The organism is Burkholderia sp. BCC1208 (genome assembly GCF_902833095.1).
GTDB lineage: Bacteria > Pseudomonadota > Gammaproteobacteria > Burkholderiales > Burkholderiaceae > Burkholderia.
Genome location: NZ_CADFDY010000011.1, coordinates 280,541 through 307,506 on the forward strand (window position 1 = coordinate 280,541; position 26,966 = coordinate 307,506).

Annotated in this window: 26 protein-coding genes; 7 read left to right on the plus strand and 19 right to left on the minus strand. The window is 67.5% G+C overall.

The features are described 5' to 3' along the window. Positions 1-102: 102 nt before the first annotated feature. Positions 103-750 carry a TetR/AcrR family transcriptional regulator C-terminal domain-containing protein gene (locus HWX09_RS26690; RefSeq protein WP_027783547.1) on the plus strand — a complete coding sequence of 216 codons (648 nt, stop codon included), beginning with the start codon at positions 103-105 and terminating at the stop codon, positions 748-750. A 70-nt stretch (positions 751-820) separates the two neighbouring features. Here HWX09_RS26690 and HWX09_RS26695 read toward each other — a convergent pair whose 3' ends face one another. The 4 genes from HWX09_RS26695 to edd form a co-directional block, all read right to left on the minus strand. Further along, positions 821-1,324, minus strand: coding sequence for a gluconokinase (locus tag HWX09_RS26695; protein WP_027783546.1), 504 nt, complete (start codon positions 1,322-1,324; stop codon positions 821-823). A 13-nt stretch (positions 1,325-1,337) separates the two neighbouring features. Then, entirely contained in the window at positions 1,338-2,699 is a 1,362-nt protein-coding gene (locus tag HWX09_RS26700) for a GntP family permease (protein ID WP_027783545.1), read from the minus strand. 218 nt (positions 2,700-2,917) lie between these two features. Continuing rightward, complete coding sequence (gene eda, locus HWX09_RS26705) at positions 2,918-3,544, minus strand: bifunctional 4-hydroxy-2-oxoglutarate aldolase/2-dehydro-3-deoxy-phosphogluconate aldolase (RefSeq protein ID WP_027783544.1); 627 nt, start codon at positions 3,542-3,544, stop codon at positions 2,918-2,920. Between the two features lie 19 nt (positions 3,545-3,563). After that, entirely contained in the window at positions 3,564-5,420 is a 1,857-nt protein-coding gene (gene edd / locus HWX09_RS26710) for a phosphogluconate dehydratase (protein WP_027783543.1), read from the minus strand. Between the two features lie 293 nt (positions 5,421-5,713). Here edd and HWX09_RS26715 point away from each other — a divergent pair, with 293 nt between their 5' ends. Next, positions 5,714-6,562 (plus strand): MurR/RpiR family transcriptional regulator, encoded by an 849-nt coding sequence (locus HWX09_RS26715; RefSeq protein WP_027783542.1) that lies wholly within the window; start codon positions 5,714-5,716, stop codon positions 6,560-6,562. Positions 6,563-6,653: 91 nt separating this feature from the next. Here the strand turns inward: HWX09_RS26715 and HWX09_RS26720 are convergent, their stop codons facing one another. The 9 genes from HWX09_RS26720 to HWX09_RS26760 all read right to left on the minus strand — a co-directional run bounded on the left by HWX09_RS26720 (position 6,654) and on the right by HWX09_RS26760 (position 15,878). Next, complete coding sequence (locus tag HWX09_RS26720) at positions 6,654-7,076, minus strand: CopD family protein (protein ID WP_006760213.1); 423 nt, start codon at positions 7,074-7,076, stop codon at positions 6,654-6,656. A 23-nt stretch (positions 7,077-7,099) separates the two neighbouring features. After that, positions 7,100-8,371 (minus strand): glutamate-5-semialdehyde dehydrogenase, encoded by a 1,272-nt coding sequence (locus HWX09_RS26725; RefSeq protein ID WP_027783541.1) that lies wholly within the window; start codon positions 8,369-8,371, stop codon positions 7,100-7,102. 196 nt (positions 8,372-8,567) lie between these two features. Further along, positions 8,568-9,662 carry a DNA polymerase III subunit delta gene (gene holA, locus HWX09_RS26730; protein WP_027783540.1) on the minus strand — a complete coding sequence of 365 codons (1,095 nt, stop codon included), beginning with the start codon at positions 9,660-9,662 and terminating at the stop codon, positions 8,568-8,570. 18 nt (positions 9,663-9,680) lie between these two features. Next, positions 9,681-10,232: an LPS assembly lipoprotein LptE gene (gene lptE, locus HWX09_RS26735; RefSeq protein ID WP_027783539.1), complete on the minus strand. Its 552-nt coding sequence runs from the start codon at positions 10,230-10,232 to the stop codon at positions 9,681-9,683. Positions 10,233-10,270: 38 nt separating this feature from the next. Further along, positions 10,271-12,865 (minus strand): leucine--tRNA ligase, encoded by a 2,595-nt coding sequence (gene leuS, locus HWX09_RS26740; protein WP_027783538.1) that lies wholly within the window; start codon positions 12,863-12,865, stop codon positions 10,271-10,273. 179 nt (positions 12,866-13,044) lie between these two features. Then, positions 13,045-13,497: a biopolymer transporter ExbD gene (locus HWX09_RS26745; RefSeq protein WP_027783537.1), complete on the minus strand. Its 453-nt coding sequence runs from the start codon at positions 13,495-13,497 to the stop codon at positions 13,045-13,047. 24 nt (positions 13,498-13,521) lie between these two features. After that, a complete protein-coding gene (locus tag HWX09_RS26750) occupies positions 13,522-14,196 on the minus strand; it encodes a MotA/TolQ/ExbB proton channel family protein (protein ID WP_027783536.1) in 675 nt (224 codons plus the stop codon). An 18-nt stretch (positions 14,197-14,214) separates the two neighbouring features. Then, on the minus strand, positions 14,215-15,012 hold the full coding sequence (dapB, locus tag HWX09_RS26755; protein ID WP_027783535.1) for a 4-hydroxy-tetrahydrodipicolinate reductase: 798 nt from the start codon (positions 15,010-15,012) through the stop codon (positions 14,215-14,217). Between the two features lie 65 nt (positions 15,013-15,077). Further along, positions 15,078-15,878: an outer membrane protein assembly factor BamE gene (locus HWX09_RS26760; RefSeq protein ID WP_027783534.1), complete on the minus strand. Its 801-nt coding sequence runs from the start codon at positions 15,876-15,878 to the stop codon at positions 15,078-15,080. Positions 15,879-16,019: 141 nt separating this feature from the next. Here HWX09_RS26760 and fur point away from each other — a divergent pair, with 141 nt between their 5' ends. Beyond that, positions 16,020-16,448: a ferric iron uptake transcriptional regulator gene (fur, locus tag HWX09_RS26765; protein ID WP_011350926.1), complete on the plus strand. Its 429-nt coding sequence runs from the start codon at positions 16,020-16,022 to the stop codon at positions 16,446-16,448. 93 nt (positions 16,449-16,541) lie between these two features. On the opposite strand, the gene HWX09_RS26770 is transcribed toward fur, so the two are convergent. From HWX09_RS26770 to HWX09_RS26780, 3 genes are all read right to left on the minus strand, one after another. After that, the gene (locus HWX09_RS26770; protein WP_027783533.1) at positions 16,542-17,075 is read right to left on the minus strand and encodes an ureidoglycolate lyase; all 534 of its coding nucleotides are present in this window, start codon (positions 17,073-17,075) and stop codon (positions 16,542-16,544) included. A gap of 14 nt (positions 17,076-17,089) precedes the next feature. Further along, the gene (gene alc / locus HWX09_RS26775) at positions 17,090-18,097 is read right to left on the minus strand and encodes an allantoicase (RefSeq protein ID WP_027783532.1); all 1,008 of its coding nucleotides are present in this window, start codon (positions 18,095-18,097) and stop codon (positions 17,090-17,092) included. Between the two features lie 105 nt (positions 18,098-18,202). After that, on the minus strand, positions 18,203-19,522 hold the full coding sequence (locus HWX09_RS26780; RefSeq protein ID WP_027783531.1) for a C4-dicarboxylate transporter DctA: 1,320 nt from the start codon (positions 19,520-19,522) through the stop codon (positions 18,203-18,205). 211 nt (positions 19,523-19,733) lie between these two features. Between HWX09_RS26780 and HWX09_RS26785 the strand changes: the two genes are divergently transcribed. Beyond that, on the plus strand, positions 19,734-20,456 hold the full coding sequence (locus HWX09_RS26785) for a FadR/GntR family transcriptional regulator (RefSeq protein WP_027783530.1): 723 nt from the start codon (positions 19,734-19,736) through the stop codon (positions 20,454-20,456). A gap of 39 nt (positions 20,457-20,495) precedes the next feature. Here HWX09_RS26785 and cynR read toward each other — a convergent pair whose 3' ends face one another. Next, a complete protein-coding gene (gene cynR, locus HWX09_RS26790) occupies positions 20,496-21,386 on the minus strand; it encodes a transcriptional regulator CynR (protein ID WP_027783529.1) in 891 nt (296 codons plus the stop codon). A gap of 311 nt (positions 21,387-21,697) precedes the next feature. On the opposite strand from cynR, the gene HWX09_RS26795 reads away from it, so the two are divergent. Further along, positions 21,698-22,897: an MFS transporter gene (locus HWX09_RS26795; protein WP_027783528.1), complete on the plus strand. Its 1,200-nt coding sequence runs from the start codon at positions 21,698-21,700 to the stop codon at positions 22,895-22,897. Positions 22,898-23,014: 117 nt separating this feature from the next. On the opposite strand, the gene HWX09_RS26800 is transcribed toward HWX09_RS26795, so the two are convergent. Further along, the gene (locus HWX09_RS26800) at positions 23,015-24,073 is read right to left on the minus strand and encodes an L-idonate 5-dehydrogenase (RefSeq protein ID WP_027783527.1); all 1,059 of its coding nucleotides are present in this window, start codon (positions 24,071-24,073) and stop codon (positions 23,015-23,017) included. 13 nt (positions 24,074-24,086) lie between these two features. After that, positions 24,087-24,860, minus strand: coding sequence for an SDR family NAD(P)-dependent oxidoreductase (locus tag HWX09_RS26805; RefSeq protein WP_027783526.1), 774 nt, complete (start codon positions 24,858-24,860; stop codon positions 24,087-24,089). A 150-nt stretch (positions 24,861-25,010) separates the two neighbouring features. On the opposite strand from HWX09_RS26805, the gene HWX09_RS26810 reads away from it, so the two are divergent. Then, positions 25,011-25,901 carry a LysR family transcriptional regulator gene (locus HWX09_RS26810; protein ID WP_027783525.1) on the plus strand — a complete coding sequence of 297 codons (891 nt, stop codon included), beginning with the start codon at positions 25,011-25,013 and terminating at the stop codon, positions 25,899-25,901. A gap of 156 nt (positions 25,902-26,057) precedes the next feature. Further along, positions 26,058-26,747 carry a hypothetical protein gene (locus tag HWX09_RS26815; protein WP_155257340.1) on the plus strand — a complete coding sequence of 230 codons (690 nt, stop codon included), beginning with the start codon at positions 26,058-26,060 and terminating at the stop codon, positions 26,745-26,747. Positions 26,748-26,966: the final 219 nt, after the last annotated feature.

Genomic DNA, 26,966 nt, shown 5'->3' on the forward strand with positions numbered 1-26,966 from the left:
CCGGGACACCCAATTTCTACACCGCAGAAATAATTCTACAGTGTAGAATAAGCTTTCGTCAAGTTTACAGCCGGCGCCATGCCGGCCTGCCGGCCCGCCTCGATGACAGACAAACCCGCCCAAGGCCCGCGCGGTCTCGACAAGGACGCGATCGTCGCCGCCGCGCTCGCGCTGCTCGAAGACGTCGGCGAAACCGCGTTCAGCGTGCGCAAGCTCGCGCAAACGGTCGGCTGCGACCCGATGAGCGTGCTGTATCACTTCAAGTCGAAGGAGGGCTTGAGCCGCGCGATCGCGAATGCGCTGTCGCGCTCGCTCGTGCCGGTCGATCCGTCGCAGCCGTGGCGCGAACGGCTGCGCGACCTCGCGCGCCAGTACCGCGCGCTCGCGCTGCGCTACCCGGCCGCGTTCGCGCTGCTGCAGCGGCACATGAGCACGGGGCCGGCCGATCTCGCGCACATCGAGGCCGTGCATCGCGCACTGACCGACGCCGGCATCCCGCGCGCGGCGCTGCCGTCGGTATGCGTCGGCTGGTACGCGAGCGTGATCGGCCTCGCCGCCGCCGAGGCGGGCGGCCTCACGCGCGCCGCGAACGATGTCGAGCTCGCGGAAATGCACGCGCTGTCCGACGCCGGGCATCCGCTCGTCAAATCGGCCGCCCCGCTCTATGCGCGGCTCGATCCGGCCGTCGTGCACGACACGATGCTCGACGTGCTGCTCGACGGCATCGCGCAACGCGCGCGGACGGCCTGACCCGCGTACGCCCCGCCAACGAAAAAGGCGCCCGAAGGCGCCTTTTCCATGACGATGACCGCGAACGCGCTCAGTGCGAGTGCGCGAGGCCGATCTTCAGCATGACCTGATCGACGATCTGCTCGGGCGTCAGCTCGATGCTGACCTCGATCGCTTCGTCCGGGCCCGGCTCCTCGAGCGTGTCGAGCTGGCTTTTCAGCAGCGACGGATCGAAGAAATGGCCGGTGCGGCTCTTCAGGCGCTCTTGCAACACCTCGAACGAGCCCTTCAGATACACGAACCGCACGTCGGTATCGGTGCCGCGCAGCACGTCGCGGTACGAACGCTTCAGCGACGAGCACGTGAACACGGCCGTCTCGCCCGCGCGCTGCTTTTCCTCGATGGCCGCGCGGATCGTGCGCAGCCACGGCCAGCGGTCTTCATCGGTCAGCGGAATGCCGTGGTGCATCTTTTCCTTGTTCGCCGCGCTGTGAAACGCGTCGCCGTCGGTATAGCTGCACGACAGGCGTTCCGCCAGCATTTCGCCGATCAGCGACTTGCCGGCGCCCGACACGCCCATTGCGATCAGAATCATTGACTACCCCTTGTTACAGAACCATGCTCAGCAGCAACGTGAAACTGAGACCCAGCACCGAGATGATGGTTTCAAGCAGCGACCAGGTCTTGAACGTCTGACCGACCGTCATCCCGAAGTATTCCTTGATCAGCCAGAAACCGCCGTCGTTCACGTGCGAGAAGATCAGCGAGCCCGAGCCCGTCGCGAGCACCAGCAGCTCCGGGCTGACCGTCGTGCCGGCCGCCGCCGCGATCGGCGCGACGATGCCGCAGGCCGTCGTCATCGCGACCGTCGCCGAACCCGTCGCGAGACGCATCAGCGCCGCGACGAACCAGCCGAGCAGCAGCGGCGACAGGTGCGCGTGCTTCGCGGTCTCGACGATCTGCTGCGAGATGCCGCTGTCGCGCAGGACGCCGCCGAAGCCGCCGCCCGCGCCGACGATCAGCGTGATGCCGGCGATCGGCGCCAGGCACTCGCCGCAGAACTTCTGGATCTGGTCGCGGTTGAAGCCCTGCAGCTTGCCGAACGTGAAGAAGCTCACGAGCACGGCGATCAGCAGCGCGACGTCCGAGTTGCCGGCAAAGCGCAGCAGGTTGTTCGGCAGCGACTTCGGCGCGAACACCAGGTCGGCCCAGCTGCCGATGAGCATCAGCACGACGGGCAGCAGGATCGTGAACAGCGTGATGCCGAAGCTCGGCAGTTCGCGCTTGCGGCCCTCAGCATTCGAATCGACGAATTGCGATGCGAGCGGGTTGTTTTCCGGCAGCTTCACGAACTTCGAGATCGTCAGCGCGAACAGCGGACCCGCGATGATCGCGGTCGGCACGCCGACGATCAGACCGAAGGCGATCGTCTTGCCGATATCGGCGCCGTATTGCTGGACGGCCAGCAGCGCGGCCGGGTGCGGCGGGATCAGCCCGTGCACGACCGACAGGCCGGCCACCATCGGCAGGCCGACGACGAGCAGCGACTTGCCGGTGCGCTTCGCGACGTTGAACGCGATCGGGATCAGCAGCACGAAGCCGACTTCGAAGAACACCGGCAGGCCGACGATGATCGCGACGAACATCATCGCCCAGTGGATGTTCTTTTCACCGAACCAGTCGATCAGCGTGGTCGCGATCCGTTCGGCGCCGCCCGATTCGGCCATCATCTTGCCGAGCATCGTGCCGAGGCCGACGACGATCGCAATGTGGCCGAGCGTGCCGCCGGTACCCGTTTCGAACGACTTGACGATCTTGTCCATCGGCATGCCGACGACGAGACCGAGGCCGAGCGAAACGATGATCAGCACCAGGAACGGGTAGATCTTGTAGCGCGCGATCATCAGGATCAGCGCGGCAATCGCGATCAGCGTGAATACGAGCAGCATGCTGCCTTGTACGGCCCCCATGTGGCACTCCTCCTAGAATTGTTCGAAACCGGGCGAGTCGTTGCGAGTATGCCCGGCTATGCAGGTCTCCGAAACACGGGGGTACCCCCCGTCAGGACGCTGAATTTTACTTATCTTTGCGATCCGCGGATAGAACCGGTTCCATCAGCAAAAACCCTCGGTAAAACAAGCACTAAGCGCCTGTATCCCGAGGGTCAATTCGTCATTTCGTACAAGTTTTAACGGGGCAGCTGGCTCGCCGCTTGCGCGAGGCGCGTGACTTCGGCCCAATCCTGCGCGGCGAGTGCGGCCTTCGGCGTGAGCCACGAGCCGCCGACGCACACGACGTTCGGCAGTTTCAGGAAGTTCGGCGCGGTGTCGACCGTGATGCCGCCGGTCGGGCAGAACTTCAGCGCCGGGAACGGACCGTGGAACGCCTGCAGCATCGGCACGCCGCCCGCCTGCTGCGCGGGGAAGAACTTCACGATGTCGTAGCCGAATTCGAGCGCCTGGATGATGTCGCTCGGCGTCATCACGCCCGGCAGCAGCGGCAGGCCGGCGTCGAGCGACGCGAGATGCAGGTCCTTCGTCAGGCCCGGCGATACGCCGAATTTCGCGCCCGCGCGCTTGGCCTGCGCGCAGTGCTCGGGCTTCGTGATCGTGCCGACGCCGACGACGATGTCGTCCGCGAGCTGGCTCGCGCGCTGGATCGCCTCCAGGCCCGCCGGCGTGCGCAGCGTGATCTCGAGCACCTTCACGCCGCCCGCGTGCAATGCCCGCGACACGTTTTCGCCCTGCTCGACCGAGTCGAATGCGAGCACCGGGATGACCGGGCCCAGCTTCACGATTTCAGCAATCGTCTTCATTGAATTGGCTCCTTGAAATTCATGCGGCGACGCTGACGGCCGTTTCGCCGACCAGCGTCCCGAAAACCGATGCGCCCTGCTCGGCCGGCGCCGCGGCCGCGCGGAACACGCCGAACAGTTCGCGCCCGAAACCGACTTCGTTCTCGGCCTGGTGCCGCGGCTGCGCGACCGGGCGCGCGTGCCACTCGGCGTCGTCGACCTCGATGTCGAGCACGCCGGCTTCCGCGTCGATCACGAGCGTGTCGCCCGTCTTCACCTTGCCGATCGGGCCGGCCAGCAACGCTTCCGGCGACACATGGATCACGGCCGGCACCTTGCCCGATGCGCCCGACATGCGGCCGTCGGTCACCAGCGCGACGTGGAAACCCTGATCCTGCAGCACGCCGAGCAGCGGCGTCAAACGGTGCAGCTCGGGCATGCCGTTGGCGCGCGCGCCCTGGAAGCGCACCACCGCGACGAAATCGCGCTTCAGTTCGCCGCGATCGAACGCTTCCTGCACGGCTTCCTGCGAGTCGAACACGATCGCGGGCGCCGTCACCTTGCGGTGCTCCGGCGCGACCGCCGAGATCTTGATCACGCCGCGGCCGAGCCGCCCTTGCATCAGGCGCAGGCCGCCGTCCGGCTGGAACGGCTCGCGAATGCCGCGCAGCACCTTCGTGTCGTGGCTCTCGGCCGCGCCGTCGATCCACGTCAGCTTGCCGTCGATCAGCTTCGGCTCCTTCGTGTAGTGCGAAAGGCCCTTGCCCGCGACCGTCGTCACGTCCTCGTGCAGCAGCCCGCCTTCGAGCAGGTTGCGTACCAGGAACGCGACACCGCCCGCCGCATGGAAATGGTTCACGTCGGCCTTGCCGTTCGGGTAGATCTTCGCGAGCAGCGGCACGACGGCCGACAGCTCGTCGAAGTCGTTCCAGTCGATCAGGATGCCGGCCGCGCGCGCGATCGCGACGAGGTGCAGCGTGTGGTTGGTCGAGCCGCCCGTCGCGAGCAGCGCGACGATCCCGTTGACGATCGCCTTTTCGTCGATCACATGACCGATCGGCGTGTAGTGGCCGCGCTCGACCGTCAGATCGAGCACGCGGCGCGCGGCCTCGGCCGTCAGCGCGGTGCGCAGCGGCGTATGCGGGTGAACGAATGCCGAGCCCGGCAGGTGCAGCCCCATCAGCTCCATCAGCATCTGGTTGCTGTTCGCGGTGCCGTAGAACGTGCAGGTGCCATGGCCGTGATACGCGGCCGATTCGGCTTCGAGCAGCGCGTCGCGGCCGACCTGGCCGGTCGCGAACTGCTGGCGGATCTTCGCCTTGTCGTCGTTCGACAGGCCGCTCGTCATCGGGCCGGCCGGCACGAAGATCGTCGGCAGGTGGCCGAACTGCAGCGCGCCGATCAGCAGGCCCGGCACGATCTTGTCGCAAATGCCGAGGCAGAGCGCCGCATCGAACATGTTGTGCGTGAGCGCGATCGCCGTGCCCATCGCGATCGCCTCGCGCGAGAACAGCGACAGCTCCATGCCCGGGTTGCCCTGCGTGACGCCGTCGCACATCGCCGGCACGCCGCCCGCGAATTGCGCGACCCCGCCGTTTTCACGCGCGGCCGCCTTGATGATCTCGGGGAAATCCTTGTACGGCGCGTGCGCGGACAGCATCTCGTTGTACGAGGACACGATGCCGATGTTCGGCTCGCGGATCGCCTTGATCGCGAACTTGTCGCTGCCCTCGAGGCCCGCGAAGCCGTGCGCGAGGTTCGCGCACGACAGCGCGCCGCGTGCCGGGAACTTGCCTTGCGCGCCGTCGATGCGCTGCAGATAGGCGGAACGGGTCGATTGGCTGCGGGCGATCACGCGTTCGGTGACCTTCGCCAGAGTGGGGTGCAGCGACGTCATGCTGGGCGCTCCTGTATGCCGGCCGACACCGGCGGTTGGAATCGTGGGGACGGTCGAGCTTCGTCGATCGAACGAGAGCAGTCTAGTAGAAAAACTACAAGCATGCAATGCAGATCAGTTCGCTCGCAACCCTTATTCCCGCCACCAGCAAGGCTTTAATCAGTGAAAACCCTAATTCACCTCGCCGGCCCCGCATCGGAATCATCACAATTGCGCTAGTATTTTCATGTAGATTTTCTACAATTCGATGAGATACACTCGCTCATCCGAACCCGATTTCCACATGCCGTCCCATGCTGCCCCGCATTGAAGCGATCCGCGCCGAGTTGCGCCCGTCGGAGCGCAAGCTCGCCGACTACATTCTCGCCGCGCCGCGCGAGGTGCTCGACCTCGCGATGACCGAGCTGTCGACCCGTGCGGGCGTCAGCCAGCCGACGATCGCGCGCTTCTGCCAGGCGCTCGGCTGCAGCGGCTTTCGCGAATTCAAGATCCGGCTCGCGCAGAGCGTGGCGCCGGGCGTGTCGTCGGTGTACCGCGACGTCGAGCCCGACGAACCGGCGCCCGGCATCATCGGCAAGGTGTTCGACCGCACGATCGGCGCGCTGATCGAAGTGCGCAACAGCCTGTCCGCGGGCAGCGTCGCCGACGCGATCGCGCTGCTGTCGAACGCGTCGCGCATCGAGTTCTACGGCGCCGGCGGCTCGGGCATCGCCGCGCAGGACATCCAGCACAAGTTCTTCCGGCTCGGCGTGCCGAGCGTCGCGTATTCGGATCCGCACACGTTCTCGATGTCGTCGGCGCTGCTCGGGCCGCACGACGTCGTCGTCGCGATCTCGAATACGGGCCGCACGCGCGACATCGTCGACGCCGCGCGCTCCGCGCTCGCGTGCGGCGCGAAAGTCGTCGCGATCACGCAGAGCCATTCGCCGCTCGCGAAGCTCGCGACGGTCAGCCTCGCGTCGAACGTCGCCGAGGAAACGGACGTGTTCTCGCCGATGACGTCGCGGATGTCGCATCTCGCGATCGGCGACATTCTCGCGGTCGGCGTCGCGCTGTCGCGCGGGCCGGCGCTGATGGAACGGGTCGGCCGCGCGAAGGAAGCGATCACGCGGCGCCGGATCGACGACGGCACGAAGGATTGAACCGGCGCCGCGCGGAACCGCCCGTAAACGCACAACGGCACCCCGTGGGGTGCCGTCGTTCATCGACCGCCGGCCGTGCTTGCCGCGCCGCTCAGAACGGCTTGATCACCACCAGCGCGACCGCCGCGAGCATGCCGAGCACCGGCAGTTCGTTGAACACGCGATACCACTTGTCGGTGCGGCGGTTCTCGCCGCGCTCGAACACCCGCAGCAGGTGCCCGCAATACGCGTGGTAGATCACGAGCAGCAGCACGACCGTCACCTTCGCATGGATCCAGCCCTGCCCCTGCCCGATGCCGATCACGAGCCAGAGCCAGAGCCCGCAGGCCAGCGCGGGCACCGCGATCATCGTCATGAAGCGGAACAGCTTGCGCGCCATCAGCAGCAGGCGCCGCACCGCGGCCGGATCGGTCTCCATGGCCAGGTTCACGTAGATACGCGGCAGGTAGAACAGCCCCGCGAACCACGCGGCGATCAGAACGATGTGGAACGTCTTGACCCAGAGCATTGCCATTGGTGTTGCGCCTCGCTGTTGACTTACTGACGGCCTTCGCCGTGCCCGAGCACCACGTACTTCAGCGACGTGAGCCCTTCCAGGCCGACCGGCCCGCGCGCGTGCAGCTTGTCGTTCGAGATGCCGATTTCCGCGCCGAGGCCGAATTCGAAACCGTCCGCGAAGCGCGTCGACGCGTTGACCATCACGCTCGCCGAATCGACTTCGCGCAGGAACCGCATCGCGCGGTCGTGATCCTCGGTGACGATCGCATCCGTGTGATGCGAGCCGTAATGGTTGATGTGCTCGATCGCGGCGTCGAGCCCGTCGACGACCTTGATCGCGAGCACCGGCGCGAGATACTCGGTGTGCCAGTCTGCTTCGGTCGCGTCGACGAGCGGGCCGACGCCCGCGTCGGCGAGCACCGCGCGCGCGGCCGCATCGACGCGCAGTTCGACCTGCTTGTCGCGATACAGCTTGCCGAGCGGCGGCAGCACCTTCGCGGCGATGCCGCTCGCGACGAGCAGCGTCTCCATCGTGTTGCAGGTGCCGTAGCGGTGCGTCTTCGCGTTGTCGCAGACGGTCAGCGCGCGGTCGAGATCGGCGCGATCGTCGACGTACACGTGGCAGATGCCGTCGAGGTGCTTGATCATCGGCACGCGCGCCTCGTCGATCAGCCGTTCGATCAGGCTCTTGCCGCCGCGCGGCACGATCACGTCGACGTATTCGGTCATCGTGATCAGCTTGCCGACCGCAGCACGATCGGCCGTCGCGACGACCTGCACCGCGTCCTGCGGCAGCCCGGCCGCTTCGAGCCCTTCGCCGATCAGCTTCGCGAGCGCCGTGTTCGATTCGAGCGCTTCGGAGCCGCCGCGCAGGATCGTCGCGTTGCCCGACTTCAGGCACAGCGCGGCCGCGTCGATCGTCACGTTCGGGCGCGACTCGTAGATGATGCCGATCACGCCGAGCGGCACGCGCATCTGGCCGACCTGGATCCCGCTCGGGCGGAACTTGAGGTTGCCGATCTCGCCGATCGGATCGGCCAGCGACGCGACCTGGCGCAGCCCTTCCACCATCGTTTTCAGCGCCTTGTCCGACAACGTCAGGCGGTCGACGAACGCCGCATCGAGCCCTTTTTCACGGGCGCGGGCGACGTCGCGCGCATTCGCGTCCTTCAGCGCCTGCGCGTCGCGTTCGATCGCGCGGGCCACGGCGTCGAGCGCCGCGTTCTTCGCGGCCGTGCTGGCGCGCGCCATCGCGCGGGAAGCGTGCCGGGCGCGGCGGCCCAGGTCGGTCATGTACTGATCGATATCCATCGTGTGACTCGAGAAGCGAGCCGCGCGGAGCGGCATGAATTCGTGGGGAAGCGTGGATCGGCCATCCGGGGCCGGCCATTCGGGGGCGACGATCCGCGGGACAGCCCTCCGTGCAGGGCAGCGGCCGATATGCCGCGCCAGCCGTCGAAGCATTGTAAGCGGGTTGCGCGGCGCGCGCTGAAGGCCCGAACGGGGCTCAGCGCCGCCCGCGACCCGCGGTCGGCGGTCGCTCGCCGCGGGCGCCCGCGACCGTCATCGCGAGCTGGAACAACCCGTCCCACGGGTCCGGCGGCGGTTCGTCCTGCGTGCGGCGGCCCGGCGCGACGGCCGTGAGCCCCTTGACCTGCCGGTCGAGCTTCGCGGCGAACGCGAGCGCCTTTTCGAGCACCGCTTCCGACACGCGGTTCAGCGCAGGCGCGATCAACCGCTCGCGCGGCCCCCACACGCGGTTCTCGCGCAGCAGCGTCGCGAGCGGCTTGCCCGCCGTCGTGCCGCGCTTGATCCGCAGCAGCGTGCGCAGTTCCTCGACGACGGCCCACATCACGAGCACGATCGCCTCGCCTTCGCCCTTCAACCCGTCGATCATCCGCGCGAGCCGCGCGGCGTCGCCGGCGAGCATCGCCTCGTTCAGCTTGAACACGTCGTAGCGCGCGACGTTCAGCACCGCGTCGTGCACCTGCTCGAACGACAGCGCGCCTTGCGGATACAGCAGCCCGAGCTTCTGGATTTCCTGGTGCGCGGCGAGCAGGTTGCCCTCGACGCGCTCCGCGATGAACTGCAGCGCGCGACGCCCGTCATCGCCCGGCGCGGCACGCTGGCCCTGCATCGCGAGTCGCTGGCCGATCCAGTTCGGCAGTTGCGCACGGTCGACCGGATCGATCTTCAGCGCGACACCGCCGTTCTGCAGCGCGGTAAACCATGCGGATTTCTGCGTGGCCGCGTCGAGGCGCGGCAACGTGACGAGCAGCAGCGCGTCCGGATTGGGCGTGGCCGCGAGCGTCTTCAGCGCATCGGCGCCTTCCTTGCCGGGCTTGCCCGACGGAATGCGCAGCTCGATCAGCTGGCGCTCGCCGAACAGCGACATCGCCTGGGTCGCGCCGAGCAGCACGCTCCAGTCGAAGCCGCGCTCGACCGTATGCACCGAACGCTCGGTAAAGCCGGCCGCGCGCGCGGCCGCACGAATGCGGTCGCACGCTTCCTGCGCGAGCAGCGGCTCGTCGCCGTAGACGGTGTAGAGCCCGGCCAACCCCTTCGCGAGGTGCGGCTCCAGCGCATCAAGTCGCAATTGCATCGCTGCGTGCGCCCGCGATCAGAGCGGCGGCGGCGGCAGCGGCGCGCGCGGCGCCACGCCCGGCACCACGTCCTCCGGCGCCGGCGTCAGCGTGTGGACGATCGCGAGACGCCGCATCAGCTGGTCGACCGCGTCGTTCTGCATGTCGCCGTACAGGATGTCGGCTTCCTGCGCCTTCGCGTTCGTGTACTGGTCGCTGTACGTCATCGCGCGGTTCAGCGCGATCGCGCTCGGCGGGATCAGCACGGTGCCGTCCTTGCTCGTCAGCGTGTAGTTCAGCGTGTAGAACAGCGCGTATTCCTGCGCGGAGCCGTACTTGTTGAGTGTCAGCGTGTTCTGGCCACGCGACTCCCACATGCGCAGCACGGCGTCGGCGTCGTCCGCCGACTTGACGATCTTCGTGTCGCTGCCGGCCTGGACGAGGCGCGTGAGCCGCGCCTGGACGGGCGCCGGCGCACCGGCCACGAACAGGTGCTTGAACGCGTAGTCCTGCTGGCCGCGCAACTGGAAGCCGCATGCCGACAGCGCGACCGCGCTGCCGACGAGCATCAAAAACGATCTGCGGATCACCTTCGCTCCTTCTGGGTACGTCCGACGGCCGGCGGCCGTCAGACGACGATGTTCACGAGGCGGCCCGGCACGACGACGATCTTCTTCGCCGGCTTGCCGTCGCTGAATTTCGCGAATGCCTCGTCGGCCACCGCTGCCGCTTCGATCGCGTCGCGGCTCGCGTCCTTCGCGACCTTCAGCGCACCGCGCACCTTGCCGTTCACCTGCAGCACGAGTTCGATCTCGGCCTGCTCGAGCGCGGCCTCGTCGACCTTCGGCCACGGCGCATCGAGCAGCGGGCCGAATTCGTCCGCGTAGCCGAGTGTCTTCCACAGCTCGAACGTGACGTGCGGCACGACCGGGTACAGCACGCGCAGCAGTACGCCGTACGTCTCGCGCAGCACGGCGGGCGTCGCGCCCTTCGCGCCGTCGATCGCGTTCAGCATCTTCATCGCGGCCGACACGACCGTGTTGTACTGCAGGCGCTGGTAGTCGAAATCGGCCTGCTTCAGCACGCTGTAGATCTCGCGGCGCAGCGCCTTGTCGGCGTCGCCGAGCGCGGCGGCATCGAAACCCGCGCGCGCGGCGAGCGCTTCGCGGTTGCCGTAGCCGAAGCTCCACACGCGGCGCAGGAAGCGGCTCGCGCCCTCGACGCCCGCGCCCGACCACTCGAGCTGCTGCTCGGGCGGCGCCGCGAACATCGTGAACAGGCGCGCGGTATCGGCGCCGTACTGGTCGATCAGCAGTTGCGGATCGACACCGTTGTTCTTTGACTTCGACATCTTTTCGATACCGCCGAGCACGACCGGCTGGCCGTCCGCATTCAGCGTCGCGCCGACCGGGCGACCCTTGTCGTCGTGCGTGACCGTCACGTCGAGCGGGTTGTACCAGGTCTTCTTGCCCGCGGCGTCCTCGCGGTAGTACGTCTCGTTCAGCACCATCCCCTGCGTGAGCAGGTTCTTCGCCGGCTCGCCGAACTTCACGAGGCCGAGGTCGCGCATCACCTTGGTCCAGAAGCGCGAATACAGCAGGTGCAGGATCGCGTGCTCGATGCCGCCGATGTACTGATCCATCGGCATCCAGTAATCGGTGCGCGCGTCGACCATCGTCTCGGCGTCCGGCGCCGTGTAGCGCGAGAAGTACCACGACGAATCGACGAAGGTGTCCATCGTGTCGGTTTCGCGCTTCGCCGCCGCGCCGCATGTCGGGCACGTGCAGTTCAGGAACGCCTCGGACTTCGCGAGCGGGTTGCCCGAGCCGTCCGGCACGAGGTCTTCCGGCAGCACGACGGGCAGATCCTGCTCCGGCACCGGCACGTCGCCGCACGACGGGCAGTGGATGATCGGGATCGGCGTGCCCCAGTAGCGCTGGCGCGACACGCCCCAGTCGCGCAGGCGCCACGTGACCTGCTTGTCGCCGAAGCCGCCGGCCTTCAGGTCGGTGGCGACCGCGTCGACCGCTTCCGTGTAGCGCAGGCCGTCGTACTTGCCGCTGTTCACGCAGACCGCGGTTTCCTTGTCGCCGTACCACTCCTGCCACGCGTCGAGCGAGTACGTCTGCCCTTCGCTCGCGATCACCTGCTTGATCGGCAGCGCGTATTTCTTCGCGAACGCGAAATCGCGCTCGTCGTGGCCCGGCACGCCCATCACCGCGCCTTCGCCATAGCTCATCAGCACGTAGTTGCCGATCCACACCTCGACCGGCTCGCCGGTCAGCGGGTGCTTGACCGAGAAGCCGGTCGCGACGCCCTTCTTCTCCATCGTCGCGACGTCGGCCTCGGCGACGCCGCCGCGCTTGCACTCGTCGATGAACGCGAGCAGTTCCGGCTTGTCCTGCGCGAGGCGCGTGGCGAGCGGGTGCTCGGCCGCGATCGCGCAGAACGTGACGCCCATGATCGTGTCGGCGCGCGTCGTGAACACGCGCAACAGCTTCTGCTCGCCGTCGAGTTCGTACGGGAAGCCGAAGTTCACGCCGAAGCTCTTGCCGATCCAGTTCTGCTGCATGATCTTCACGCGCTCGGGCCAGCCGAGGCCGTCGAGGTCGTTCAGCAGCTCATCCGCGTACTGCGTGATGCGCAGGTAGTACATCGGGATCTCGCGCTTCTCGACGAGCGCGCCCGAACGCCAGCCGCGGCCGTCGATCACCTGCTCGTTCGCGAGCACGGTCTGGTCGACCGGATCCCAGTTCACGGTGCCCGTCTTCTTGTACGCGATGCCCTTCTCGAGCATCTTCAGGAACAGCCACTGGTTCCACTTGTAGTAGTCGGGCTTGCACGTCGCGATCTCGCGCGACCAGTCGATCGCGAGGCCCATCGACTGCATCTGGCCCTTCATGTAGTCGATGTTGTCGTAGGTCCACTTCGCAGGCGGCACGCCGTTCGCCATCGCGGCGTTCTCGGCCGGCATCCCGAACGCATCCCAGCCCATCGGCATCAGCGTGTTGTAGCCGTTCATCCGCAGATAGCGGTACATCACGTCGTTGATCGTGTAGTTGCGCACGTGACCCATGTGCAGCTTGCCGGACGGGTACGGCAGCATCGATACGCAGTAGAACTTCGGCTTCTGCGAATCTTCCCTCGTCTTGTAGGCATCGGCTGCGCGCCAGTCGCCCTGGGCGGCGGCTTCGACGTCGGCGGGTACGTATCTCTCGTGCATGGTGTGGTTCGGGCTAGGCTTTAAGCGGCGCGACGGCGCGCGCAGGATTGGATCGAAATCGTGCGTGCCCGGCGCAGGAACGGCTGAGCGGTTCCGGGCCGGGAAAAACGTCGATTATACCGCCCGTGCGGGCCCGCACGGCCGGTCTCTCGGGCCGGAGGGCCCGCAACGACGACGAATCAGGGTTTCGCGCCGGCAGCGGCCGGCGCGGCGACGGCCGCCGGCACGTCGGTCACGAAACCGATCCGCGTGAGGCCCGCGGCCTGCGCGGCGCCCATCACCTGCGCGATCACGTCGTAGCGCGTCGCGCGCGACGCGCGCAGCCGCAACTCGGGCGGCGCGGCGCCCGCGGCAGCGGCCCGGAAGCGCGCGGGCAGCGCGTCGAGCGCCACGGGCGCGTCGTCCCAGTAGAGCTTGCCCGCGTCGTCGATCGACAGGGTGACGGATTGCGGCGTGTCGCGCGCGACGCTGGCCGCGACCTTCGGCAGGTCGAGCCGGATCGCGTGCGTCATCAGCGGCGCGGTGATGATGAAGATGACGAGCAGCACGAGCATCACGTCGATCAGCGGCGTCATGTTGATCTCCGCCATCGGCGCGGACGTCTTGTGGTGCTCGAGCCCGCCGAATGCCATGGTCGTTCCTCCGGAGCCGGCGCGTCAGGCGCCCTGTCCCTGTGCGCACACGAATACGTGCAGATCGCGCGCGAAGCCGTCGAGTTCCTCGCTGAGCTGCCGGACGAGCCGGCCGAGGATGTTGTACGCGAGCACCGCGGGAATCGCGACGACCAGCCCGAACGCGGTCATGATCAGCGCCTCGCCGACCGGCCCCGCGACGTTCTCGATCTGCGCCTGCCCGCTCGCGGCGATGCTGCCGAGCGCGTGATAGATGCCCCAGACGGTGCCGAGCAGCCCGACGAACGGCGCGGTGCTGCCGATCGACGCGAGCAGCACCTGGCCGAATTCGAGGCGCCGCTGCGAGCGCAGCATCGCATGACGCAACGCGCGCAACACGCGTTCGCCGCGCTCGACGCGCGCGGCCAGCGCGGCCGGGTCGTGGTCGTCGGCCGCGTCGCGCGCGGCTTCGGCGAGCGGCACGAATACGCGCTCGCGATCGGCGCCGGCGAGCGCGGCGATACCCGCGTCGAGCGACGGCGCGCGCCAGAACGCGGCGAGCGCAAGCGGCCCCTGCCGCTTCGCGCGGACCAGCAGCCAGGCTTTCATGAAGAGGAAGCACCAGCTGGCGACGGACATCGCCAGCAGCACGTAGGAGACGGCGTGCGTGATCGCATCGCCGCTTTCGAGGTAGTGGACAACGCCGGTGGGAATCGCCATCGGAGTTTCCTCGCGGGATCAGCGCAGGCCGAGCACGTCCTGCATGTCGAACAGGCCGGCGCCGCGCGCCGACAGGAAGCGGACCGCGCGCAACGCGCCCTGCGCATACGACACGCGGCTCGACGACTTGTGCGTGATCTCGATGCGCTCGCCGATCCCGGCGAACAGCACGGTGTGGTCGCCGACGATGTCGCCGCCGCGCACCGCGGCAAAGCCGATCGACGACGGATCGCGCTCGCCCGTCACGCCGTGGCGGCCGTACACCGCGCAATCGTCGAGCGAGCGGCCGAGCGCGCCGGCGACGGCTTCGCCCATCATCAGCGCGGTGCCCGACGGCGCGTCGACCTTGTGGCGGTGATGCGCCTCGATGATCTCGATGTCGTAGCCGTGCGAGAAATGCTTCGCCGCGAATTCGAGCAGCTTCAGCGTGACGTTCACGCCGACGCTCATGTTCGCCGCGAACACGATGCCGACCTTGGCCGCAGCGGCCTGCAGCTCGGCCTTCTGCTCGGCGGTGAAGCCGGTCGTGCCGATCACGAGCTTCACGTCGTGGCGCAGCGCGGCCTCGATGTGGGCCATCGTGCCTTCCGGACGCGTGAAATCGATCAGGTAGTCGGCCTGCGCGAACACGGCGTCGAGGTCGTCGGTCAGCTTGATCCCGGTGTCCTTGCCGAGGAACGCACCGGCGTCCTGGCCGAGGAACGGCGAACCGGCGCGGTCGAGCGCGCCGACGAGCTGCGCGTCGGCATCGTTGAGAACGGCTTCGATCAGCATCCGGCCCATTCGGCCCGATGCGCCGGCAATCGCAATCTTCATGGCTTTCTACACGACAGGTCTAAAGGCGGGCGGCGCATGCCGCCCCGTTTCCGCATGCCGGCCGCTTACTGGGCCGGTGCGGTGAGCGGCTGGTTCTGCAGGTTGTCCGAGCCTTGCGGGCCGACCGGCGGCGCAGCCTCGTTCGACAAGTTCGGCTGCGGCGGACGATGGAACTGGAACTGCGGCTGGATCGCCGGCGCGGCGCCCGGCGGCTGCCCGCCCGGCACCGGCGCGCCGCCCGATGCCTGCGCGGACGGCGTGAATCGGCGCGACGCCGAACCCTGCCCCGACACCTGGTTGGTCGCGCGGTTCGCCGCGCGTGCCGCCTGGGCGTTCGCATCCGCATCCTGCTCGACCACCGCGCCGGACGCCGGCACCGCGGCCGGACTCGCGGCAGCGGCGGCCTGCGCGGCGCTCGCGGCGGCGGCTTCGGACGCCTTCTTCGCCGCGGCGGCGGCCTTCGCCTTCTTGCCGCCGCGGTCGCCGTCGATGTCGGCCAGCAGGTCGAGCTCGGACGGCAGGTTGTCGGCGCCGCTCCAGCTCGCCACGCGATCGCCCGCGAAGATCACCACGAGGTCACGCTGCTGGACGATCGACGTCGAGCCGCGCTTGAAATAGAACAGGTAATCCCAGCGATCCGCGTGGAACATGTCCGCCAGCAGCGGTGTGCCGAGCAGCGCGCGGACCTGCTCGCGCGTCATGCCGACCTGCAACTGTGCGGCTTTCTCCTGCGACACGAAGTTGCCTTGCACGACGGTGATCCGATACGGCGTGATGCTCTGCGCAATGCGCTGCGTCACGCTGTCGTACGACGAACAACCCGCCAGCGCGACAACGGCGGCGGCAGCGATGATGGCACTCCGCATGCGACTCCTCTGAAAGTGCGAAAGCGATTCTGGGATCATTTCCTTCACCGTGCTGGCCCGCGTGCAGGCCGCGCGTATATCTGGAACGGCGAAAAGCCGGTAACATTGAAGCCCTGCATTGTACTCTAGGGATGCCTAGCCATGACCAATCCGACGGATCTCAAGAATATCGGGCTAAAGGCCACCCTACCGCGCCTCAAGATTCTCGAGATCTTCCAGCAGAGCCCCGTGCGTCACCTGACGGCCGAAGACGTCTACCGCAACCTGCTCAACGAGCAGCTCGACATCGGGCTCGCCACCGTCTACCGCGTGCTCACGCAGTTCGAGCAGGCCGGCCTGCTCACGCGCAGCAACTTCGAATCCGGCAAGGCGGTGTTCGAGCTGAACGAAGGTTCGCACCACGACCACCTCGTGTGCCTCGATTGCGGCCGCGTCGAGGAATTCTTCGACGCCGAGATCGAAGGCCGCCAGCAGGCGATCGCGAAGGAGCGCGGCTTCCGGCTCCAGGAGCATTCGCTCGCGATGTACGGCTCGTGCACGACCGAGAACTGCCCGCACCGCAAGCACTGAATCGCGCCTCCCGCGCACGCGGCACGGCCCGGCCGGCATCTCGCCGCCCGGGCCGTCTGCTTTTTCGGCGTGCCTGCCGCGCGCCCGGAATGCTTACGAAAGCCCTTCGGCGCCCGCGCAGGCCGGCTCGAAATCGAGCGCCCACGCGCGTTCCAGCGGGATCTCGTCGCAGTTCGGCTGCGGGCCGCCGCGATCGACGATCACGAAATCGCTGACCGCGTCGAGCGCGAGCAGCGGATGGTGCCAGACGCCCTTCGCATAATTGACGCCCTGCCAGCCTTCGGCCAGGAACGCGCGCATCGCGTCGGGCCGGAATTCGCCGGCCGGCGCGACGACGATCGCGTAGCGCGACACCGCCGCGAGCGGGATGAACGCCTGGCTGCCGTGCGGATGACGCTCCATCAGCGTGATCGCGACCGGCAGCGCACGCGGCTGCGCGCGAAACACGCTGACGAGCGGCCGGCCGCCGTCCGCGCAGACGTCGATCGTCGCGAGATCGTGAAAGCGCTCGGTCGTGCCGCCGTTGATCGGGAAATGCCGCGCGCCTTCGAGCTCGATCACGTCGCCGAACGGCGCGAACGCTTCGCGGGTCAGGCGCTCGACGCGCAGGATGGGAGTTCCGCTCATGCCGTTGCCCTCCGTCAAGCCGGCTCGCCCCACAGACGCAGGCGCGACACGCCGCCGTCCGGGAAGATGTTGAACCGCACGTGCGTGACGGGGCCGAGCGCCGCGAGCGAGTCGAACGTGTGCACGTGGTCCATCTGCAGCTTCTGCTCACCGAGCAGTTCGGCCCAGAACATCGCCTGCGTGACGAGCGAATCGTCGGTGCCGCCCGTCACGTGCGCGGCCTGCAGCGAGCAGCGATCGGGGAAATTGCCCTTGAAGAACGCCGTATCGACCTCGACGCGCCGGATGATGCCCGGCCGCGCGAGCGCGACGATCGCCCAGTCGTTGCCGGGTTCGCGGCGGCGCCGCGTTTCCCAGCCGTCACCCATGTTCGCGCCGCGCCCCGGCATCAGCATCTGCGAGGCCGGGCCGAAGTGCTGGTTGTTCGCGGCCACCAGGTAGCCGCCGTTCTCGATCGCCGCGAGATCGACGAGTTCGCCGGCCGGCACGTGGCGCCAGTCGCGCTGCGGCTGGCCGTACACGCGCAGCCGCGCGAGCCCGCCGTCCGGATACAGGTTCACGCGCAGGTGCGTGACCGGCCGCGCATCGTCGACGCTCACGTAGTGATGCGAATTGCCCTGCAGCGTCGTCGCGGGAACGATCGTGCGCCATGCGGCGTCGTCGGGCGGCGTGTCGCCGTCCACCGCGCAGGCCTCGATCGACGCGGCCGGCGGAAAGTTGCCGGTGAAGTGGCTCGTATCGAGATCGACGCCGTGGATCACGCCCGGCCGCGCGAGCCGGACCACGCAGAAGTCGTGGCCGGTCGTGCGCTTGCGGCGGGTTTCCCAGCCGTCCATCCACTTGCCGTGGTCGTCGTACTTGCCGGGAATGAACACGGCCGGCTCGGGATCGAGCATGCGCTCCTTCGGCGCGAAGAATTCGTCGCTGGCGAAGAGCGCCTGCGCGCCCAAGCGCGGGTCGGCGAGGTTCATGTAGCGCCGCGTGAAAGCCGGCGCGTTCGGATCGAGGATGGGGGCTGCCATGTCGTCTCCACTTTTTTTGGCAAGCGCCGACGCGTCGGCGCGCCGGTCGCATGAAGTTCGCTCGCGCGGTGCGGCCGGGGAAGCCGCACCGCGCGAGCGTCGTGTTCAAAGCGCGTGAGCCTGGTCGCCGGCGACCGGCGCGGCGCTGCCCGGCACATCGGCCACGTAGCGCAGCTCGCGGTTCAGCACGCGCTTCGCGCGGGCACGGTCGATGTCGTTCTCCCACACCGCGACCACCACCGTCGCGACGCAGTTGCCGATCAGGTTGGTCAGCGCGCGGGCGATGCCGACGAACCAGTCGACCGGCAGGATCAGCACGAGGCCGAGCACCGGAATCGCGGGAATCGCCGACAGCGTCGCCGCGAGAATCACGATCGCCGAGCCGGGGATGCCGTGCGCGCCTTTCGACGTGACGAGCGACACGAGCAGCACGACGATCAGGTCGTGCGTGGACAGCGGCGTGTTGGTGGCCTGCGCGATGAACAGCACCGCGAGCGTCAGGTAGATCGAGAAGCCGTCGAGGTTGAACGAATAGCCGGTCGGAATCACGAGGCCGACGGTCGAATCCTTGATGCCCATGTATTCGAGCTTGCTCATCACCTGCGGCAGCACCGCGTCCGACGACGCCGTGCCGAGCACGATCGACAGTTCCTCGCGCAGGTAGCGGATCAGCTTGAACACCGAGAAGCCCGCGAGCCGCATCACCGTGCCGAGCACGACCGTGACGAACACGAAGCAGCTCAGGTAGAACACCGCGACCAGGTAGCCGAGCTGCTTGAGCGACGCGACGCCGTACTTGCCGGTCGTGAACGCGATCGCGCCGAGCACGCCGAGCGGCGCGAGCTTGATGATGAAGCCGATGATCCGGAAGAACACGTGCGACAGTTCCTCGATCAGCGAATTGACGCGCTGCGCCTTGTCGCCGAGCAGCGACAGCGCGGAGCCGAACAGCACCGCGAACACGAGGATCTGCAGGATGTCGCCCTTCGCGAACGCGTCGATCGCGGTCTCGGGGATGATCTTCATCAGGTAGCCGGCCGTGTCCTTCAGGCTTTCGGCGTTCTTCGCGTACGTCGACAGCGACGCCGCGTCGAGCGAGCGCAGGTCGATGTTCATCCCAACGCCCGGGCGCGTGACCCATGCGAGGACGAGCCCGATGCCGAGCGCGAGCGTCGTCATCACCTCGAAGTAGACGATGGCCTTCAGGCCGACCCGGCCGACCTTCTTCAGGTCGCCCGCATTGGCCATCCCGCTGACCACGACGCAGAACACGATCGGGCCGATGACCATCTTGATGAGCTTTAGGAAGCCGTCGCCGAGCGGACGCAGCGACTCGGCGAAGTGCGGGAAGAACGCGCCGAGCGCGACCCCCAGGATTAATGCGACGACTACCCGGCCAAACAGCGAATTGAGGAATTTCGACACGGCGCTCTCCCGATCCAACGGTTGCAGTTTCGTCTGTTCATACTGGTAAGACCAGTGATGTTATGGTGGATAGTAGGAAGCCGATATAGTGACGTCAAGGACGGACAAAATAGGGATTTCCCGCCCCTGCGCGTGTGCTGGCGGTGCCCCATAAGGGGGCGGATCGTGGCTTTCCCGTAGGCGGTCGTGCACCGGCTGCGTGCGGATTACAATGCCGGTCAGACCGGCCATCGTTCACATCATGAAAAATGTTCCGCATACCGTGACCGACACCGCCATCGCGACGATCCGCGACCGGATCGAGACGGGCGTGTACCCGGTCGGCAGCCTGCTGCCGGCCCAGCGCCAGCTCTCGGAGGAGCTGGAAATCAGCCGCGCGTCGCTGCGCGAGGCGCTGTCGACGCTCGAGGCGCTCGGGATGCTGCGCATCCGCGCGGGCAAGGGTGTATACGTCGAAAGCGCGCAGGCGTCGGCCGCGCATCCGTGGCAATTCGCCGAACAGTCGTCGCCGCCCGATACCTACCAGATGCGCTATGCGCTCGAAGGCTTCGCCGCGCAGATGGCCGCGCGCGTGGTCAGCGACGCCGACATCGCGTGGTTCGAGGACAACCTCGCCGACCTGCACGTCGCGCTGACGGAGAACGCGCTCGACGAAGCATCGCGGCTCGACTTCGACTTCCACATGCGGATCATCCATCTGGCCGGCAACGCGGCGATCGAGTCCATCCTGCGCAGCAGCGCGGACATCATGAAGGAAAGCCAGCGCATGCCGTTCTACCGGCGCGAACTGCTGCTGTCGACATGGCACGAGCATCGTGCGATCGTCGACGCGCTGATCGCGCGCGACGCGGGCGCCGCCGGCACCGCGATCGAAACGCACATCGCGAACGCCGCGCAGCGCGCGGGCGTCTTCTTCCCGACGCCTGGCGCGTAACCCTCCCGCGCCGCCTGGCCCTGCGTTCGGCCTTACCGGTCACCGTTCCGACGGAGCGCGATACGCGAGCACGCGCTCGATGAATGCACGCGCCGCGACGCTGCGGTACGCGCCCTTGCGCGTGAGCAGCGCGGCCGTGCGCGTCGGCAGCGGCGGATCGATCTCCAGCGCGCACAAGTCGGCGCTCTCGCGCGCGACAGCCTCGGGCAGCACCGTCGCGAGCCGGCCGCGCCGCACGAGCTCCAGCACCGCGCTGACCGTATTCGTCTCGATCGCGATCAACGGCTGCGCGCCGTGCTCGACGAAATACCGGTCGATGCGCTCGCGCGTCGCGAACGCACGGCTCAGCAGCACCAGCGGCTCGCCGCCGAGCTCGGCCGGCGTCAGCGCGCGGCGGCGGCGCGCGAGGCGGTGCGTGCGGCCCGTCACCAGTGCAAGCGGCTCGTCCCACAGCGGCAGCGCGTCGATCTCCGGCGCGCGCGGCGGCATGAAGGCGAAACCGGCGTCGAGCTGGTCGTCGGCGAGCAGCGCCTCGATGCGCGCCTGCGGCATCGCGTCGATCGTCAGTGCGATGTTCGGATGGTCGGCATGGAATGCGTCGATCAGCGAGCCGCTCAGGTAGGCCGCGAAAGTCGGCATCATCGCGAGCCGCAGCGAGCCGCTGCCGAGATCGGCGACGTCGTGCAGCGCGCGCTGCCCGGTCTCGAGCGCGTGCAGTGCGGCGCGCGCATGGCGCACATAGACCTCGCCGAATTCGGTGAGCTGCACCGTGCGGCCCGAACGGTCGAACAACTGCACGCCGAGCGTTTCCTCGAGCTGGCGCACCTGCTGCGACAGCGTCGGCTGCGACACGTGCAGCGCATCGGCCGCGCGCGTGAAACTGCGCTGCTCGGCGACGGCCAGGAAATAGCGGATGTGGCGGAGAAGCATCGCGACCAACGTATTGGTTTTTCCAATAGAGACCATAACGATCCAGTCTTGGACGCTATGGGTCGATTCCCGCATCATACGCACATCCGCTTCCGTGCAGTGCCGCTGTCGCCGCACCGGAGCGGCCCGCCCGGGCCCGCCCGGGCTCGGCCCGTCGCACGGCGGTCCGCCGCCCGCCCGATGCAGGCCGGGCGCGAACCGCCCGGCACGCATCGGCTCACCGCCGATCCGTCGACGCCGGCCCCGATTTCCGTCACCCCGCGCAACCGATGGCCCCGTGCCGCCGGCCGGCGCCGCTGTTTTTCGCGACCATGGAACCGCATCACGACAACCACCCTCCCCTTACCCGCGGCATGACGCTGCTGTTCGCCTGCGCGTGCGGCATCGTCATCGGCAACATCTATTACGCGCAGCCGCTCCTCGCCGCGATCGCGCACAGCTTCGGGCGCGCGCCGACCGAGCTCGGCTATCTCGTCACGCTGACGCAGCTCGGCTATGCGGCCAGCCTGCTGCTGATCGTCCCGCTGGGCGACGCGGTCAATCGCCATACGCTGATCGTGCGGCTGCTGATGCTCAACGTCGTCGCACTGATCGCGGTCACGTTCAGCACGAACTTCACGATGTTCGTCGTCGCGAACGTCGCGGTCGGCTTCGTCACCTGTTCGACACAGCTGCTCGTGCCGTTCGCGGCGTCGCTCGCCGACGCGCGCTCGCGCGGCCGCGCGGTCGGCACCGTGATGAGCGGGCTCCTGCTCGGTATCCTGCTCGCACGCGTCGCGGCCGGCGCGATCGCCGACTGGTTCGGCTGGCGCGCGGTGTACGGCATCGCCGCGGCGATGGTGCTCGCGCTGACCGGCGTGCTCGCCGTGAAGCTGCCGAAGGATCGCCGCGACGCGCGCGTCGACTATGCGGCGCTGATGAAGTCGCTCGTCGCGCTGGTGCGCGCGCAGCCGCCGATCGCGCTGCGCTCGACCTACGGCGCGCTCGTGTTCGCGTGCTTCAGCCTGCTGTGGACGGGTCTCACGTTTTTGCTGAGCCAACCGCCGTACAGCTATTCGGAAGGGCAGATCGGCCTGTTCGGGATCGTCGGCGCGGTCGGCGCGCTCGCGGCGACGTCGGCCGGCCGGCTCGTCGATCGCGGCCACGGCAATGCGGCCACCGGCCTGTTCGCGGCGGCCGTGCTCGCGTCGTTCGCGCTGATCGCGACCGGCTCGCATTCGCTCGCGGCGCTGATCGCGGGCATCCTGCTGCTTGACGTCGGCGTGCAGGGCATGCACATCTCGAACCAGAGCGTGATCTATGCGCTCGCGGGCAACGCACGCAGCCGCGTGACGACGATCTACCTGACGAGCTATTTCATCGGCGGCGCGTTCGGGTCGTTCGCGGCGAGCGTCGCGTACGGCCTCGACGGCTGGCGCGGCGTGTGCGTCGCGGGTGCCGCGCTGGCGGGCGCGCTGATCGCGCTGTGGCTCGCATCGCAACGTGTCGGCACGCGGCGGGTCACGCAGTGATGCCGCGGGCCGGCAATCCGTTTGCGCCGCACGACGAAAAAGGCACGCGCCGCGCATCGCGGGCGTGCCTTTTTGCCAAGGGTGCCGCGGCCGGCGCGACGCGCTGACGCCGCACCGTCACGCGGCCTCGTTCGCGAAATCGATCAGCACCTTCATCGCCCGCTGGCGATCGCCCGCCAGTTCGAACGCGAGGTTCGCATCGCGCATCGGGAACACGCGCGTGACGGCCGGCCGCAGGTCGACGCGCCCCGCGTTGATCAGCTGCACGGCCAGCGCGAATTCCGCATGAAAGCGGAACGAGCCGCAGATCGACAACTCCTTCGCGACCACGACGTTCTGCGGCAGGCTCACGTCGCCGCCGAGCCCGAGCTGCACGACGACACCGCGCGGCCGCATCACGTCCAGCCCGTCGCGCAGCGCGCGCGCATTGCCCGAACACTCGATCATCACGTCGAACGTGCCCTTGTCGGCGCCGTACCGTTCGACCCAACCGGCATCGGTCGCCGCGTTGATCGTGCGGTCCGCGCCGAGCGCGCGCGCCACTTCCAGCGGCGCGTCGACGACGTCGGTCGCGACGATCTCCGCCGCGCCGTGCACGCGCGCCGCCGCGACCGCCAGCACGCCGATCGGCCCGCAGCCCGACACGAGCACGCGCTTGCCGATCAGCGGGCCCGCGCGCGACACCGCATGCAGCCCGACCGCGAACGGCTCGGCAAGCGCTGCGAGCGACAGCGGCACGTGATCGGCGACCTTCACGCACTGCGCCGCGTCGCACACGAGCGCGTTGCGGAACGCACCCTGCACGTGCGGCATCCGCATCGCGCTGCCGTAGAAGCGCATGTCGAGACACTGGTTCGGCAGCCCTTCGAGACAGTAGCGGCACGCGCCGCACGGCCGGCTCGGATTGACCGCGACGCGATCGCCGGCCTTCACCGAGGTCACGTCCGGCGCCACTTCCGCGACCGTGCCGGCGACCTCGTGGCCGAGCACCATCGGCTGCTGCAGCCGGATCGCGCCGAAGCCGCCATGCCGGAAGTAATGCAGGTCGGAGCCGCAGATGCCGCCCATCGCGACGTCGACGCGCACCTGGCCCGGGCCGATCTCGCCCGCGTCCTGCTCCTCGACCCGCAGGTCGTTCGGCCCGTGGATCACGACACACATGCAACGCATACGCATGACACGCTCCTTGTCAGACGGCACTGGTCAGCCCGCCATCCACGAACAGCGTCTGGCCGTTCACGAAATCGGACGCGGCCGACGCGAGGAAGATCGCCGCGCCGCACAGCTCGTCGACCTGCCCCCAGCGGCCGGCCGGCGTGCGCTTGCACAGCCAGTCCGAAAACGCCGCATCGTCGACCAGCGCGCGATTCAGTTCGGTTTCGAAATAGCCGGGCGCGAGGCCGTTCGCCTGGATGCCGTGGCGCGCCCAGTCGGCGCACATCCCTTTGGTCAGCATCCGCACCGCGCCCTTGGTCGCCGCATACGGTGCGATCGTCGGCCGCGCGAGCTCGCTCTGCACCGAACAGATGTTGATGATTTTCCCGCGGCCGCGCGCGATCATGTGCCGCGCGACGGCCTGCGCGACGTTGAACACGCCGTCGAGATTCACGCGCATCAGTGCATGCCAGTCGTCCGGGTCGAATGCATCGAGCGGCGCGCGACGCTGGATGCCCGCGTTGTTCACGAGGATGTCGATCGCGCCGACGCGCGCCTCGACATCGTCGATCGCCGCGCGCACCTGCGCGTGCTCGGTCACGTCGAACAACGCGTGATCGGCCGCGAAGCCTTCGTCGCGGAAACGGCGCGCGAGCGTCGCGGCCTTCTCCTCATTGCGATCGTTGATGACGATTGCCGCACCGGCCTCCGCGAGTCCGCGGGCGAGCGTCAGCCCGATCCCGCGGCCGGAACCGGTAATCAGCGCGCGGCGGCCGTCGAGGCGGAACCGGTCAAGCGCGTTAGTCATGAATGTCTCCTCGTGCCGGTCGAGCCGGCTGCCCGTCGCGGCCGGTCTCGCATCGACGGTATCTTCCGCCGCAAGCGGGCGCCGCGCCAATGGTCTTTCTTGATCCGGTTATCATGAAAACTGATTACCGCCCTTTCGTGCCCGCCGCCCATGGAACTCAAGCAATTGCGCGCCTTCGTCACGCTCGCGGAAGATCTGCATTTCGGGCGCGCCGCGCAGCGCCTGTGCATCGTGCAGCCGGCGCTGAGCATGCAGATCAAGGCGCTCGAGGCGCAACTCGGCGCGCGCCTGTTCGAGCGCGACCGGCACAAGGTCGAACTGAGCGGCACGGGGCGCGTGTTCCTGCCCGAAGCGCGGGCGACGCTGCAGCAGGCCGCACGCGCGGAACAGATGGCACGGCTGTCGAGCCGCGGCGAAATCGGCACGCTGCGAATCGCGTTCGTGTCGTCGGTCTTGCCGGCGCTGCTGCCGGCCGTGCTGCGCACGATGCGCGAGCGCTATCCATTGATCGCGCTCGAACTGAAAGACATGCCGACGCCCGACCAGATCGCCGCGCTGCGCGAGCGCCGGATCGACTTCGGAATGATCCGGCTGCCGGCCGCGTATCCGGGCATCGACCTACGTGTGGTGCTCGAGGAAGGCTTCGTCGTCGCGCTGCCGCTCGACCATCCGCTCGCCGCGCACGATGCGATTTCGCCCGCCGCATTGCGCGGCCACCCCGCGTTCGTGCTCGCGCGCCGCTACGCGCCCGGCTTTCACGACGACATGCTGCTCGCATTGAGTCGCGCGGGCACGACGCTCGAGATCGCGCAGGAGTTCGGGGAATTCACGACGATGCTCGCGCTCGTCGCGGCGGGAATGGGGATCGGGCTGATCCCGGCGCAGGCGGCGAGCGCGCTGCCGCCGAACGTGCTCGCGCGGCCGCTCGATCTGGCCGGTCACCGCAGCGGCATCGGGCTCGCGTGGACCGATCTCGACAGCCCGCTGAAGCGGGCGTTCGTCGATGCGATCGAGCAGGTGACGGCCGATTCTCGGCCATAAAAAAGAGCATGCGCAAATTTCCGTAGACGTCGCGCACCGAGGCACATCAATCGTTCAAGTAAGCACAAGTGTCGCCTACGCACGAAAACGGCTAGGGTGCATAGAACTTCATGCGGTATCGGTACGGCGATCTCACCCGAAAACCATAGGTCGAACATGGCAACCAACGCAAACGTCACAGAGCGAAATTTTTACTCGGGCTCCAAATCCCAGTTACCGTATTTAGTTGAACAGTACAGTACGTTTCAACTTCCTCATCCCCCTAGCATCCCTGGCTTAATCAACGGCGTGCTGGTTGCAGTTGAAATCGAGAATCGCCTCCGACATCTGGCCATGTTAGTTGATGCGGCAACCGATGCCTATCAAGCCAAGGAAGTATTCAAATACTTTTTCACGGTCGAAGCGGTGCTCCTATCCATGCGGCGGGTAATCGACGATCTTGTCATGTCGCTTTACTGCAGATCCCGATCGGAAGAAGTAGTGAAAACTCGGCGCATTGAGGTTGACGGATATGGGATGCTATTTCGTTCCGGCAGGCCGACCGAGTTTGGCGCTGAAATTATCCGTGAGTACATTCAACCGAATGAAGAAATCGCCGAAATCCTCATAGAGTTATCGAATTCGTATAAGCATAGCTATCTACTGCCCGAAGCACGCGCATGGGGCGCCGATACTCCGACAGTAATTTCTATCTATGCCCATCGAAACGACTATTCAAAGTCCATAACCATTCACAATCACAGCTTGGGGCAACTGGTCATTGGTTTCAATTCACTCATTCAACGAATCGTACAAAACTCGCGCAAGCAAAATGTCTCGGGAAATGAAGGCAAGGAAGTTATCTAACGCCTAGCTTTTCAATCTATGCGGATGATTACCGGCAGACCTACGCCCAGTTCCTGTCCGCCGCTCACTTTGGCGTCAAATGTTCGTTCTTCTAGGCGACCACCATCAATTTTTGACCGAACGCGGCCAACCCGCCCCATGCTCTCCGAGAATTTGCGCCGGCCAATAAAAAACCCGGCCGGGAAGCCCCGGGCCGGGTTCGTTCGCCACGCCGGCTGC